The 15,010-nt window shown below is 41.0% G+C and carries 13 protein-coding genes; 2 read left to right on the top strand and 11 right to left on the bottom strand.

The window, feature by feature from the left end; all coding sequences use genetic code 11:
- The first annotated feature begins 14 nt into the window (after positions 1-14).
- Complete coding sequence (locus WDJ61_RS10910; protein ID WP_338749604.1) at positions 15-2,777, top strand: PBP1A family penicillin-binding protein; 2,763 nt, start codon at positions 15-17, stop codon at positions 2,775-2,777.
- Positions 2,778-2,806: 29 nt separating this feature from the next.
- On the opposite strand, the gene WDJ61_RS10915 is transcribed toward WDJ61_RS10910, so the two are convergent.
- The 3 genes from WDJ61_RS10915 to WDJ61_RS10925 are packed head-to-tail and all read right to left on the bottom strand — an operon-like array spanning position 2,807 to position 4,655.
- The gene (locus WDJ61_RS10915) at positions 2,807-3,295 is read right to left on the bottom strand and encodes a YpoC family protein (protein ID WP_338749606.1); all 489 of its coding nucleotides are present in this window, start codon (positions 3,293-3,295) and stop codon (positions 2,807-2,809) included.
- Complete coding sequence (gene nth, locus WDJ61_RS10920; protein ID WP_338749608.1) at positions 3,295-3,948, bottom strand: endonuclease III; 654 nt, start codon at positions 3,946-3,948, stop codon at positions 3,295-3,297. Before nth ends, WDJ61_RS10915 begins: the two co-directional genes overlap by 1 nt.
- A gap of 17 nt (positions 3,949-3,965) precedes the next feature.
- On the bottom strand, positions 3,966-4,655 hold the full coding sequence (locus tag WDJ61_RS10925) for a DnaD domain-containing protein (protein ID WP_338749610.1): 690 nt from the start codon (positions 4,653-4,655) through the stop codon (positions 3,966-3,968).
- Positions 4,656-4,815: 160 nt separating this feature from the next.
- Here WDJ61_RS10925 and WDJ61_RS10930 point away from each other — a divergent pair, with 160 nt between their 5' ends.
- The gene (locus tag WDJ61_RS10930; RefSeq protein ID WP_338749612.1) at positions 4,816-5,328 is read left to right on the top strand and encodes a DUF3189 family protein; all 513 of its coding nucleotides are present in this window, start codon (positions 4,816-4,818) and stop codon (positions 5,326-5,328) included.
- A 419-nt stretch (positions 5,329-5,747) separates the two neighbouring features.
- Here the strand turns inward: WDJ61_RS10930 and asnS are convergent, their stop codons facing one another.
- The 8 genes from asnS to panD form a co-directional block, all read right to left on the bottom strand.
- Entirely contained in the window at positions 5,748-7,040 is a 1,293-nt protein-coding gene (gene asnS, locus WDJ61_RS10935; RefSeq protein WP_338749614.1) for an asparagine--tRNA ligase, read from the bottom strand.
- Positions 7,041-7,178: 138 nt separating this feature from the next.
- A complete protein-coding gene (locus WDJ61_RS10940; protein WP_338754775.1) occupies positions 7,179-8,360 on the bottom strand; it encodes a pyridoxal phosphate-dependent aminotransferase in 1,182 nt (393 codons plus the stop codon).
- Between the two features lie 23 nt (positions 8,361-8,383).
- Positions 8,384-8,869, bottom strand: coding sequence for a DUF5590 domain-containing protein (locus WDJ61_RS10945; RefSeq protein WP_338749616.1), 486 nt, complete (start codon positions 8,867-8,869; stop codon positions 8,384-8,386).
- Between the two features lie 8 nt (positions 8,870-8,877).
- Positions 8,878-9,048 (bottom strand): YpmA family protein, encoded by a 171-nt coding sequence (locus tag WDJ61_RS10950; RefSeq protein WP_338749618.1) that lies wholly within the window; start codon positions 9,046-9,048, stop codon positions 8,878-8,880.
- Positions 9,049-9,130: 82 nt separating this feature from the next.
- Positions 9,131-9,889: a hypothetical protein gene (locus WDJ61_RS10955; RefSeq protein ID WP_338749620.1), complete on the bottom strand. Its 759-nt coding sequence runs from the start codon at positions 9,887-9,889 to the stop codon at positions 9,131-9,133.
- A 59-nt stretch (positions 9,890-9,948) separates the two neighbouring features.
- Complete coding sequence (dinG, locus tag WDJ61_RS10960) at positions 9,949-12,753, bottom strand: ATP-dependent DNA helicase DinG (protein WP_338749622.1); 2,805 nt, start codon at positions 12,751-12,753, stop codon at positions 9,949-9,951.
- A gap of 865 nt (positions 12,754-13,618) precedes the next feature.
- Positions 13,619-14,464, bottom strand: coding sequence for a pentapeptide repeat-containing protein (locus tag WDJ61_RS10965; protein WP_338749624.1), 846 nt, complete (start codon positions 14,462-14,464; stop codon positions 13,619-13,621).
- A 160-nt stretch (positions 14,465-14,624) separates the two neighbouring features.
- Positions 14,625-15,008, bottom strand: a complete 384-nt coding sequence (panD, locus tag WDJ61_RS10970; RefSeq protein ID WP_338749626.1) for an aspartate 1-decarboxylase — start codon at positions 15,006-15,008, stop codon at positions 14,625-14,627.
- Positions 15,009-15,010 lie beyond the last annotated feature (2 nt).

The raw sequence follows: 15,010 nt of genomic DNA on the forward strand, positions 1-15,010 counted from the left end.
AGGATATTAGACAAATGTCTGATCAATACAGTTCACGTACAGAAAGACGAAAACAACAGAAAAAAAGACCAGCAAAAAAACCGGCAACGACTGGAGCCAAAAGCAATAAAAGATCCATCGTAAAGAAAGTATTCTTTACCCTTGCCGCTCTTATGTTCCTTTTTCTTGCAGTCGGTATAGGGACATTTGCTTTTATGATTAAAGATGCTCCTGACTTAGATGAGGCGTTGTTACGAGACCCCGTTGCATCAAAGATTTATGATAAAGATGGCGAATATATTACTGCTGTTGGTTCAGAAAAACGAGATTATGTCAAATATGAAGACATCCCACCAGTGGTGAAAGACGCGATTTTGGCGACAGAAGATGCCCGCTTTTTTGACCATCATGGCGTCGATATTATTCGTATCGGTGGTGCAGTTATTAGTAACTTTACAAACGGCTTCGGTTCTCAAGGGGCGAGTACGATCACCCAACAAGTGGTCAAGATGTCCTTTTTAAAGCCTGAAAAAACGTTAGAAAGAAAAGCACAAGAAGCTTGGCTCGCTTTTCAACTGGAGCGAAAATATTCCAAAGAAGAAATCTTTGAAATGTATGTTAACAAAGTTTATATGTCTGACGGTATTCACGGTATAAAAACGGCAGCTCACTATTATTTCGGTAAAGAGTTAGATGAGCTCACATTAAATGAAGCGGCCATGCTCGCTGGTATGCCACAAAGTCCAAATAATTACGACCCATTCGAGCATCCTGACCGCGCGGATAAGCGGAAAAATGTGGTCCTATCTTTAATGGAACAACATGACAAAATTACAAGTGCGGAAATGAAGGCGGCACAACAAGAGTCGATCACTGCTTACGTGAAAGAGCCAAAAGAGGCTGATAGTAAACAATATAATGCTTTCATTGATATGGTTGTAGAAGAAGTTCAAGAGATGGGAGAATACAATCCATATTCAGATGGCTTGAAAATTTATACGACATTAGATCGTGATGCACAAGATTACATGGATAAATTATTAAATACCGAGGAAATTATCGATTATCCAAGTGATGAATTCCAAGCAGGAGTTGCACTTACTGATACGAAAACCGGTGAAGTTCGAGCCATTGGTGGCGGACGTAACCAAAAGGTTGAACGAGGATACAATTATGCAGTCGACTTAAAACAACGTCAACCAGGTTCTGTTATTAAACCTTTAATTGATTATGGTCCTGCCATTGAGTATTTGAAATGGTCAACATATCAGCAACTTGATGATCGACCTTACTCTTATTCAAATGGGACGCCTATTCGTAACGCTGGCGGATCTTATATGGGGCCAATTTCCATGAGAACTGCCCTTACTTATTCTCGTAATATCCCAGCTTTGCAAACATATCAAGAAGTTGGGCATGAAAATGCGAATAAATTTTTAAAGAACCTTGGCATTCAATTGCCTAAAGAGCAATCAGAGAATGAATCTAATTCCATCGGTGCGATGAGTGGCATCTCCCCTCTTGATTTAGCAGGTGCTTATGCGGCCTTCGGGAATGAAGGACAATATAATAAGCCTCACACCGTGAAGAAAATTATTTTGTCTGATGGAGAAACAGAAGTTAAAAATGACATTAAACCAAAAGCAGCAATGAGCGATTATACCGCTTATATGGTTACAGATATGCTGAAGGATGTCATGGATGAAGGTACTGGAACAAAAGCCAATATTCCTGACCTCCATGTTGCCGGAAAAACAGGAACTACGAACTATACACAAAAAGAAAAAAGTGAATTCGGCATCCCTGATAGCGGCTCTCCTGATTCTTGGTTTGTTGGTTATACAACGAACTATACAGCCGCTATCTGGACAGGATATTCAAGTAAAAAAGAGTATTTATCGAAAGAAAGTCAGCAAATTTCGAAGCAGCTATTCAAAAATTTAATGGAAGAAGTATCTTCGGACGTCGAAACGAAGGACTTCAAGAAACCAGACAGCGTAGTTGAATTACCAATTGTAAAAGGCTCCAACCCAGCAGCGATTGCCGGAAAAGGAACACCTGAGAGCGAAATAGTACATGAGTTATTCGTCAAAGGTGAAGAGCCGAAAAAAGTGTTTAATAAGTTTAAGAAAGAGGACAAAGAGAAGAAAGAAGAGTCTGAAGGTGGAATTACGGGCTTGAGCGCCTCTTATAATGCAGCTTCTCAAAATATTTCTGTCTCCTGGTCCTTTAATGGAAAAGGCACACCAAGCTTTACCGTCTCTTCAAACGGAGGTTCACAATCGGTTAACGGAACTTCAACTGTCATTAGCAATGTGCAACCAGGTCAAACCTATAATATTACTGTCACGGCGACAGTAGATGGTGCGGTAGTCGATACTGCTTCCACTTCGGTCACGACGACAGGTGAAGTAGTACCTGAAGAACCTGAAACTCCACCTGTCGATCCAGAAAATCCAGATGGTGAGAACCCGGACGGAAACGATGATGGAAATGACAATAATAATGGTGGCGGTACTCCTCCAGGTGGGGGCGACAACAATGGCGGCGGCACTCCTCCAGGTGGGGGCGACAACAATGGCGGCGGCAATAACGGTGGTGGTACTCCTCCAGATGACGGCGGCAATAACGGTGGTGGTACTCCTCCAGATGGCGGCGGCGATAACGGTGGCGGTACTCCTCCAGATGGCGGCGGCGATAACGGCGGTGGTACTCCTCCAGATGGTGGTGGCGGCACTCCTCCTCCAACTAGTGGGGGCGGCGGCAATAGCCAACAAGGAGAACCAACGGAACCATAAACAAAGGGATGGCCAAATGGCCATCCCTTTTATTTTTTATGATTGCTTAATAAGCTATGTTTAGCAAATTGCTTCTGTTGCTCCGTCATCAAGGCATCCATTTGACGATACGCTTGATAGGAAAACGGACGAGCAAGAACAAATGAAAGCCTTTCCTCTGCATTCAGCGGTTTAACTTCAAACGCAGCGACCTTTTCTTTCCAGTCATTTAACACCACTGGCTCGTGATTGCTCCAAAATAAACTCATGAAAAATAACGCGATGACAGCCTTCATCATTTGCTCAATTTCTTTATCTTTTTCTTTAAATTTCATCTCAATTACCGGTTGAATAAATTGATAAGTATCTTGAACCGTTTTTAAATAAAAAGAAGGATTTTCCCAAGGAGCTTCGTTTCCTTGAAGTTCATATATAAAATAAGGAGAGGCAACCAAGCTAGGCTGCCCAGCAAGCGTTACCGTCTCCTCTTGAAAAAACAAGTCATGCTTTAAACTACTAGGTACTACAACCTTTGCCATTAGCTAGCCTTCCTTTTCATCCGCTTCTTTCCTTCACGACATAAGTCTAGTAGCGGACATTCTTCACATTTAGGTGACTGTGCCTTGCAATGATAGCGCCCGAAGAAAATAAGACGATGATGTGTCACGGACCACTCTTCTTGTGGGATTTTCTTCATTAATGTTTCTTCTACTTCTGTTACAGAATCCTTCCAGCGACAAATGCCTAACCGTTTGCTCACTCGCTCCACATGCGTATCAACCGCAATCGCAGGCACACCGAAGGCAACAGACGCAACAACATTGGCTGTTTTTCGTCCCACACCAGCTAACTTCACAAGTTCACTTTGTTTTCGCGGGACTTCCCCGTTCATTTCCTCTATGAGCATCTGGCTTAACTTTTGAATATTTTTCGCCTTGTTACGATAGAGCCCGATTGAGCGAATATCCTGTTGCAGCTCTTCTAACGGGACGGCCAAATAATCTTCTGGCGTTTTATATTTTTGAAATAAGTCCTTGGTCACCTTGTTTACTAAAGCATCCGTACATTGAGCAGATAAAGCCACGGCGATCACTAATTCAAATGGATTATCATGCCGCAACTCACAATGCGCATCAGGAAACATCTGAGCAATTTGGTCTAGACAATAACGAATTTGCTGTTTATTTAACAAAATGATTCTCCTCCTTTCTATTGCTCTAGCCAGTTATAAAAATGGACAGCCTTTTTTGAGCGCTGTACCTGTTCAGGAGAAGACTGCTGTTTTCGAAATCGTTGTCCATAATCTCTCGCTTGTTCAAGCGTTTCAATCCCTTGCTTTTTCCATTCAAACAGAATTCGATCGATATAGCGAAAGTTCATCTTTCCAGAAATAACAGCTTCCCTAAGCGCCGCTTTAATGATGACTGAGTCATGATGGTCCTGATCAATCCAAATCGCCAGCGTTTCACATTCAAGCGGAGAAAGAGGACGACCAAATTCCTGTTCAAAAAGAGAATATAAATCTTGTTCCTCGCTCATCGCTTGCTGCAAAGCCGATTGCCTTGACTGCTGCAGCATAGATTCGGCTAATTTTTTCCATAGCGGCTTTAAAGAGTAGCTCTCATATCCCGTAGAATCGCCTTGTTCAATAGTAATTAATTGCTGCTGCATCAGCTTTTTAATCAAAACCGCACAATCACTTGCAGAAATCGTCATTTGATTAGCTAACTCCTCAAATGTAGGAAAGTGATGACCTTTTTGCTTAAAAGCGAAAATTTGCAATAACAGCACCAATTCGACTTCAGATACATTTAATTTACGATAATTCATCAGCAGCACTTGAGGCACACTAACCATGCCCTCATCCATCCATTGCATTACTAATTCTTTTTGTTCCATTGTGTACACCTCATAGCTAGTATATCACGACGCTCTTATAAAAATGAGAATTGACATTTAAGAACGTTGTATTGTTAGTCTGAGTAAACATAGCCAACAGAATTGGCAATAAAATAAATGCCCATAATAAAAACAAATAAATGATAGAGGAGGATTTCCTATGATTTATATTTATAATGATTATGGTGGGACACATACCACGGCTTTGGCTGCCGCATATCATTTAAAGCAATTACCTCAACCAGACAGAACATTAACTTCGGAAGAGATATTAAATGTAAAATATTTCAACAAACTAACGAAAGAGGATTTCGGAAAACTCATTTTTCACGGGAGCGATGAAGATGGTAACTCAGTGTATACAATTGGACGGAAAAGGAACAAACTTGTTGTCCCAGCATTAAAAGAATTGACTTTATTACTACAAAATAAATTTTATTTTAATGAAAAAATAATTTTCTCTAATACATCACCAACGGTTCCAATTGTTATGTCATTTGGAGGATTTTTCTCGAGAGGATTGAAAATTGACTTTATAGGTGTACCGTTATTAGTAAAAGGTGCAAAGCAATGCTGTGATAATATTTATCGGTTAGTTGAAAACACGAAACAAGTTGGGAAAACTTCTTTCAATGAAAACGTGATTATTTTAGAAAATGAAATGTATAAGTAATACAACAAAATGATTTAGCAAAAAAAGATTTCCATACAAAGGAAATCTTTTTTTGCATCTTATAACGGGCAAGCACCTTCCGCTTTTCTATTTGTCCAGCTCCAGTCCATACGTCGCTAAACGGGACCTGCCGCTTTTCTTCATTGTCTAGCTTCAGGTCCCAGCGACTAGTGGATTTCCACGATCCTCCTTGCGATAAGTCAACATCGATTCACTAACGTTCATCGTGTTGTCTAGCTCTGCCAACTAGTCGCTCGAGGTCAAAAGTCAATCCGTCCAAAAGGTTAAAGAACAACCTTTCAGCCGTCTTGTCTTTTGCTTATCGCGACTGAACAAGTTGGCTCCACATTTCGTTTTCCTTTATCTTGTGCGGGTCGCTCCAATCCATACGTCGCTAAACGGGACCTGCCGCTTTTCTATTATGGATATAATCTGTTAAGTAAGCGTGGGAATGGGATGGTTTCGCGCACGTGTTCGACGCCGCTAATCCATGCTACGGTACGTTCTAGACCAAGACCGAAACCTGAGTGAGGAACGGAACCGTATTGGCGAAGTTCTGCATACCATTTATACGCTTCAGGATCCAATTGGTGTTCTTTAATTCTTTCACTTAACAGGTTAAGGTCATGGATACGCTCTGAGCCACCAATGATTTCACCATAGCCTTCTGGCGCAATTAAATCCGCACATAAAACCACTTCTTCACGATCTTTCGCTGGCTGCATATAAAATGGTTTTAATGTTGTTGGATAATGTGTAATAAAGACGGGCTTATCGTAGCTCTCTGCAATCGCCGTTTCATGAGGTGCACCAAAATCATCACCCCACTGAATGTCAGTAAAGCCTTTTTCATGAAGGAACTTAATCGCTTCATCGTACGTAATACGCGGGAATGGCGCTTTTATCTTTTCGAGCTTTGATGTATCTCGTCCAAGACGATCCAATTCTAGACGACAGTTTTTCAATACAGACTGAACGACATGAGACACATATTGCTCTTGTACTTGTAAATTCTCTTCAAATTCACAAAAAGCCATTTCCGGTTCAATCATCCAAAACTCAATTAAATGACGGCGCGTTTTCGATTTCTCTGCGCGAAACGTAGGGCCGAAAGAAAAGACCTTTCCAAGAGCCATAGCTGCTGCTTCCATATACAACTGACCGCTTTGAGACAAATAAGCATCCTCATCAAAGTAGCGAGTATGGAACAACTCAGATGTTCCTTCAGGCGCACTTCCCGTTAAGATTGGAGGGTCCACTTTCGTAAATCCATTCTCGTTAAAAAACTCATACGTCGCACGAATAATTTCATTACGAATTTTCATCACTGCATGTTGACGGCGAGAACGTAACCATAAATGGCGATGATCCATTAAAAACTCTGTTCCATGTTCTTTCGGTGTAATCGGATAATCCACTGCTTCTGAAATGACTTGAAGTCCAGTGACTGTTAACTCATACCCAAAAGGTGAGCGGCTATCTTCTTGCACAATGCCCGTCACATATAAGGAAGATTCTTGTGTTAATGATTTCGCTTGTTGAAATAGTTCTTCTCCTACTTCACTCTTCACAACTACCCCTTGAATAAAGCCCGTTCCATCACGAAGCTGTAAAAAAGCAATTTTTCCACTTGAACGTTTATTCGCCAGCCAAGTGCCAATCGTTACTTCTTGACCAACAAATTTGCCCACTTCTGCAATTGTCATTTTCATATGAGTTATTCCCTCCAAAAACTTTCCTCTACTAATCGTTTAATATTATACCTGTCTTTTGCAAATAAGTGCAAGAAAGGAACAGAGCAAAAAAGCATCTTGACGACCGTCAAGATGCCAAAAAGCTATTTTATTTGTTTACATATGTTCTTTTACATAAGTCGCCATGCGTTCAACTGCCGCTTCTAGTGCTTCCAAAGAAGTCGCATAAGACAGACGAATATTATCAGGAGAACCAAAACCGCTTCCTGGAATCACTGCTACTTTTGCTTCTTCAAGCAAAGCCTTTACAAATCCATCGACATCTTCAAAGCCTGTTAATTTCGCTGCTTCCTTCACGTTCGGGAATAAGTAGAACGCTCCTTGTGGTTTCAAGCAAGAAAAACCAGGAATTTCATTTAATTGCGCATGGATGACATTTAAACGCTTTTCAAAAGCTTCCTTCATTTCCTCTACCGGCTCTTGTGTTCCTTCATACGCCGCAATAGAGCCGTATTGAGAAGGAGCCGTTGGGTTAGAGGTGGAATGACTCGCTAAATCCGTCATCGCTTTAATTACTTGCTCATTTCCTGCCGCGTAACCAATGCGCCATCCAGTCATGGAATGAGATTTTGATACTCCGTTAATAATAATGGTTTGTTCTTTTAATTCAGGAGAAAGCTCAGCAATTGATACGTGCTTATTGTCACCGTATACAAGCTTTTCATAAATTTCATCAGAAATGATCCAGATGTTTTTGCGAAGAGCCACTTCTCCTAATGCTTTTAACTCTTCCGCTGTATAAAGCATGCCTGTTGGATTGCTTGGCGAGTTAATGATCACCGCTTTTGTTTTCTCTGTGATCGCTGCTTCAAGCTGCTCAGGTGAAATTTTGAATTGATTTTCTTCCTTGCCTTCGATATAGACAGGTTTTCCATCCGCTAGCTTCACTTGTTCAGGATAGCTCACCCAGTAAGGAGTCGGAATGATTACTTCATCACCCGCATCTAAAATCACTTGGAATAATGTATATAGAGCATGCTTCGCTCCAATTGTCACGATGATTTCACTGCGTTTATATGTAATGCCTTGATCCTTTTCAAATTTAGCAATAATGGCATCTTTTAATTCAGGTAATCCACCAGCTGGCGTATATTTCGTCTGCCCTTTTTTCATGGACTCGTAAGCCGCCTCAATAATATGTTCCGGTGTATTAAAATCCGGTTCCCCAGCACCAAGACCAATCACATCAATACCTTGTGCTTTCATTTCTTTCGCTTTCGCTGTAATCGCTAAAGTTGTTGAAGGAGTTAACGCCTTCACTCGTTGAGCTAATTGGATGTCCATCTATAATTCCTCCACTCTTATATATGTTTGATTTTCTTCCACCATTCTCCGCTGTTTACTTGAAGATAATAGTAGTTGACCTGATCATTTTTATCTAAAAAGACTAGTTCCCATACTGGACCGGACTTCTCAATTCCAAGACGAGCAGAAAGTAACTTCTCGATTGGTTCTTCGTTTTGAAGCTTTTTGACCGCCTCTTCCTTTGAAACTCCCTTAGTAATATCCTTTATAATCGGCTGTTTCTTTTTATCTTTTGGCACAAAGACAGCGAGCTTCTTTTTCTTATCTGTCTGTCCTGTAACCACATAATAGGTCTCTTCGCTATTATATATATTAAAATCTATAACAGAGGTAATGGCACTTTCTTGTTTGGCAACCGAGATTGCATACTCTTTTGCCTCTTTATGCGGTTTTTGTGCATTGTTATACACATTTAAAAATGCTGTACAAATAAGCAGGAGCGGAATTGCTATAACTGCTAGCCATATCCATTTTTTCTTCATCTTCTACCCTATGTACGATAAATCGTAAAGACGGCTTTATCTTGGTCCTCTTGATTTAGCGCCAATCCAAACATCAAATTTTCCCGTTTTAACGTGCGGTTTAACGCATCGACGATTTTATACAAATCCGCATGATTGTCAACCGTAACGGTAGATAATACTTCAATTTTACTTTCCATTTATTACGCCTCCTGTCCTCACTTATTATACCAAGAAATTGTTTATTCGCATCAATTAATTTGTTGAAAAATGCGAATTCTTTCAATTACGAATCGTTAGAACTTCATAACCGACTTGGTTAAACTTGATCATCACTAGCCCGTGCTTCTTTGTATAATATATATCAATCCACAGTTGATGAAGCATTTCCATCAATTCCGCTCCTGGAAGAACCTCTCTTTTTTTAAAGATAATAGCCGTTTGGGGATCAATATGTGTAAGTAAACTATAAGACATACTATCGTCTTGAGCAAAGTTGGGTGTCTTGACGATATTAATATCTTTCAGCTCTTCCTTTAACAAACTCTTTTCAGCTTTCATCGATGTCGAGGACATCCATAAAAACCGAGAATCAAAATGCTTAATCGAGAAATCAATGCCTTCTTTCTGCTTAATGCCATTATGCAAGATTTTCAGCTCCAATCCCGGTTGTAGCTGTTTCACCTCACCAGCACGCATTTCCTTTCCATATACATGCTGCAATCGATAGTCCTTTTTTAATCGTCCAATAAATGAAGCCACTTTTTCTTGCTTTTCTGTTATCACTAATCCTGAAAGCTTATGAATGGCAAACTTTTTCATATACGAAAAAATAAGCGGACGGCTCTCTTTCGTGCCTGTATTGATTAAATAATGATGACCATCGGCTGTGTGTAAAAAAGCGGCCTCCCCATCAGGCAATGGCAAAAAAGTGATGGCAAATTCATTCTCTTTTAAATTCAAGTCAATGGTTTCCGCTTTCGCGTAAGAACCATTGAGTAAGATGAAGATCGACAGGCAAACAGCGAATAACATTCTCATCTGGGCTTCTCCCTTCTTTACCGTTAGAGTATGTTATTCGCTTTGAAATTAATCAGCCATTACAGCCAGTTTTCAACCAAAGAAACCGTCTCACTAAGCGACGCTTCCTCTACTGTCACTTTAGGAATAGAAGCTAAAAAAGTTTTGCCATATACACTCGTTTGAATGCGGCGATCAAAGACGATAATAATTCCTCGGTCTCGATTGCTTCTAATTAACCGGCCAAATCCTTGCTTAAAGCGCAGCACCGCTTGCGGAAGAGAATAAGCAGAAAAAGCGTTCTTCCCCTCTTTCGCATATTGCTCATTTTTCGCTTGCGTAAAAGGTTCATCTGGTGAAGAAAACGGCAGTCGAACAATGACTAAGCAGGAGAGATCCTCACCCGGTATGTCAATCCCTTCCCAAAAGCTGTTCGTCCCGAATAAAATCGCTTTATCAAACTTTTGAAAGTTCCTTGTAAGTCGGGCACGGCTCCCATTCGTAATCCCTTGAGCTAACAAAACATACTCATCTAAAAGACCGCTATCCTTCATTAAATCATGTGTTTTTTTCATCATGTCATAGGACGTAAATAAGACAAGCATTCGCCCTTTCGCTGCTTCAGCCACTGCCATCAAATGGCTAGCTAGCGCTTCGATATATTCATCCGTCTTCACTTCATTAATCTCAGGCACATCATTGGGAATGATCATTCGGCAGTTCTCTTGATAATCGAACGGAGATGGAAGCATCACTTGTTGATACGTTTGCGAAGCTAAACCAACTTCTTCAGCAAAAAAGCGAAATGAGCGATTCACCGTTAATGTAGCAGAGGTAAAGACAACATGCTTTTGATTTAATAGCTTTTCTTTTATTAGCTCGCCACTCGAAACTGGATGAGACTTGATCACAAAGGTATTGGCGAAAGAACGACTATCCCCTTCCATCCAAATCACTTCATCTTCTTCTGGTCGAAAAATGATCCGCTCAAGACTGAATAGAAATTCTTCCCACTGGGTCATTAACGCTTGTAAGTCATCTATCTTCAGCTGATCCTTTGCGGCCATTTGTTCTCGATAAGGTGCTATTTCTGTCAATCGTTGCTGCAGCAGCTGGCTAAGTGTCGTCATCATTTCATGAAGCCGTTCTGCTCCATATTCTACCGCTTGCCACAGCTTTAACTGTCGAACGTTTTCAGTAAGGCGCAACTGTCTGCGATGGCCGTTCCCAGACCATTTTTTTGTATGCTGCTCAAAGAATGTGTGAAGGACTTTAAACCATTCCTCTCCTTCAAATAAAAGCTCATTGAATGTGCGCTCGATGACTTCTCGCTTATCATTTTGTACGCTTGCTTCAAATTTCTCATACAGCTGTTCACATTGTATAAATAAGCCTTCTGATTGATCACATGCTAATTTAGAAACTAAATATTTAAAGTCGGACAAATCAATCGAGATCCCCATTCGACCTCTCGCCGCATTCTCAAAATGATGCGCTTCATCAATAATCACATTTGTATAAGATGGCAATAAAGGCGATTGAGCCATTAAATCGGCTACAAGTAAAGAATGGTTCGTAATGACAAGATCCGCTTCTTTCGCTTGCTTTTTCGCAAACAGATAAAAGTCTTTATCGAGCCACGCTTTTCGGCCTTTATTCATATAATCGCCATCTTGCTTCACGTCATTCCAAAATAACCAGCCACCAGATGATAGGTTTAATTCATCGACATCGCCTGTTTCTGTCTCCAACAGCCACGTCAATATTTGCATTTTTGCTAAAGCAAAATCATAATTATCTTTCGTCTCTCTTAAACTTTGAAAAAATTTAAACAAGTCTAAATAATGGCTTCGTCCCTTTAACACTGTGACGGAAACAGGGAACGGCAGCATCATCTGTAATTGCTTAATTTCTTTATTTAATAATTGCTGTTGCAAAACAATCGTATGCGTACTCACGATCACCGGCTCGCCTATTTGTTTACTCCGATACACTGCTGGAAGTAAATAACCGAGTGACTTCCCTGTCCCCGTCCCCGCTTCGATCGCTAAGTGAACCGATTGTTGCATCGACTGATAGACTTGGTTCATCATGTCCATTTGACTGTCTCTTCGTTCAAAATGAGGCAGTTGAGCCAGCAACTGAATTTTTTCTTCATTGCTTGCTGGATAAGATAACTGACTTTTTTCAATCCATCTTTTTTGAATTGTTTTCTTTCGTAATCCTAGTCCACGGTACACTTCTATCTGTTCAGGCAATTGTTCCATATTGTGCTGCTTGTCTTCGATTATCGACTGGATTAATAAATAAATATCACTTTTTAAATGGGTCGATATTTTCGCTAACTTTTCTAAAGTCACTAGCGGCATCGTTTTCAATTTGTCGATCATCATCAATAAAAGTTGGGCAGTCACATATGCATCACTATCCGCTTGATGAGGCCGATCATGATCAAAGCCAAGACTTGTTGTTAAATCAAAAAGCTTATAGCTGTCAGATGTCGGCAGTAAAACCCGAGCGAGTTCAACGGTATCAATCGAAGGGCCCGCGAAAGGCAAATATCCTGCCTCCTCTAGCTCCGCTTGTAAAAATTGCAGATCGAATTGAACATTATGTGCGACAAACACAGCATTCTCTAACAGCGGCAAAATCTTCGGTGCTACCTCATGAAAAAACGGTGCATCCTTCACCATTTCAGGATGTATCCCCGTTAATTCCTCAATAAACACTGGAATGGAACGTTCAGGATTGATAAACGTCGTATATTGATCAATAATTTGATGGTTTTCAATAATAACAAATGAAGCTTGGATGATACGGTCTCCGCCTTTCGCAGCATGACCGGTCGTTTCTAAATCGGTAACGACAAAACGTGTATATGTCATAACGGTTTACACCCTTTTTCTCGTAAAATCTTCCTTAAGTGTACCATACGACCTTCCTACGCCGCTACATATGAACGAAAAGCGGAAGGCGCTTGCCCATCGGCGACAAGCAAAAGACGAGACCGATGAAAGGTTGTTCTTTAACCTTTTGGCGAGCTTGGCTTTTGACCTCGAGCCGATAGCGCCTGCAGCTGGACAATACGAAAAGCGGAGCCGACTGTTCAGACACGACAAGCAAATGTTCTGACGCTGAAAAGACGACAGTCTTGTAAGCGGCAGGTTATTTGACTCAAGTGTCTAGGAGGCAAAGCTAGACAACGACAAGCGGAAACGGCCGTTTAGACTCGGCAGACATAAGACGGACCGTCGAAGTGGCGTTCTTTGCCACACAGACATGACGGCTTATGTCCGAGAGTCTGGCCGTTGGAGCTGGACAAATAGAAAAGCGGAAGGTTCCGTTTAGCGACGTATGGACTGGAGCGACCCGCACGAGATAAAGGAAAACGAAATGTGAAGCCAACTTGTTCAGTCGCGACAAGCAAAAGACAAGACGGATGAAAGGTTGTTCTTTAACCTTTTGGGCGGATTGACTTTTGACCTCGAGCGACTAGTTGGCAGAGCTAGACAACACGATGAACGTTAGTGAATCGATGTTGACTTATCGCAAGGAGGATCGTGGAAGTACACTAGGCGCTGGAACCTGTAGCTGGACAATGAAGAAAAGCGGAAGGCGCTTGCCCATCGGCGACAAGCAAAAGACGAGACCGATGAAAGGTTGCACTTTAACCTTTTGGTGGGCTTGGCTTTTGACCTCGAGCCGATAGCGCCTGCAGCTGGACAATACGAAAAGCCGAAGATCCCAAAATCAGTTCATCCAATGAGAAGGTGTTTGTAAGTGCGGAGGTAATATCGTTTGATCGTTACCTTTAGCTGAATTAATTTGCATTTGAGTTAAAAACATACTAGTAGAAAGATTAGCCCCGCTTAAATTGGCATCACGCAAATCCGTCCCGATAAAATCAACACCTCGTAAATCTGTATTTCGTAAGTCAGCAGCAATTAAATAGGCTCCTCGTAAATCAGTCGTTCTTAAATCCTTGCCTTTTAAATTTTTACCAACCCAATCAACACCCCTACAATTTTTGCCTTTCTTCATAGCAAAAACTTTCGAGCTTAGTTCACTTCGAACATATTCACTCGTTTCTAGAAGTAATTCCTTGACAGGCAGCCGGCACATGATCATATCCAATGACAATAATCGATCTGCATCCATGTCCGTCAAGCTTTGTAAATCTTCTAATTGCTGATGTAATTTGTCGCGCAAAGCAGGTGAAACCTCATAAGTTAATGCTTCAGCGATAAAGGCGATCATTTCATATAATTGTTCCATGACAGGAAAGACACGAAACATTTTTTCTGCTGTCTCGGGGTGATCTCGCCAGCTTTGTCCATTGAAGGTGACTTGAGAAACTTTTTGGCCAGCCCCTAAGCAGTCAAATACTGTACATCCCTTAAACCCTTTTTCTCTTAAATTTTTATGAATTTCACATCGAAAGTCTTCTTGCAAATTAGGACAAGGAGTGCCAGCCGCTTTATTGATGGCAAAATCATTGGATGCCGCAATATTCAGTGCTGCACAGCAAAGTCCAAAGCAATTCGTACAATCAGGTGTTAAGCTCGCTCGAATATGTTTAGCTGTTTCATGATTCATCTTTATACCCTCTTAACATATTTAATCTTTTAATAAATAGAATGAAGCTTCTTGATTTATTGTACATGAATAGGAAAAAGTACACATCTATTTAGAAGTGCTGAACAAGTCCAGTCGTCAAAAAAGGACTGTCCTATTGTCAAAAGGACAGTCCCATTCACTACATAATCGTTCCCGCAGGCTCATAATGCAGTAATTGTTCAATTTTATTATTCTCTCCAGCAATGACGACTTTCGGTTGATGCTCCTTCACCTTTTCTTCTGGCACCATCACATAAGAGATAATAATGACGACATCTCCGGGTTGCACTAGTCTTGCAGCCGCTCCATTTAAACAAACGACCCCGCTTCCTCGTTCTCCTGGAATAATGTATGTTTCTAATCTAGCTCCATTGTTGTTATTAACAATTTGTACTTTTTCATTGACCGCCATGCCAGCCGCATCAATCAAGTCCTCATCAATCGTAATACTGCCCACATAATTTAAATTCGCTTCTGTCACCGTCGCTCGGTGAATCTTGCCATTCATCATTGTTCGAAACATAT

Source organism: Bacillus sp. FJAT-52991 (assembly GCF_037201805.1).
Taxonomy (GTDB): Bacteria; Bacillota; Bacilli; order Bacillales; family Domibacillaceae; genus Bacillus_CE; species Bacillus_CE kandeliae.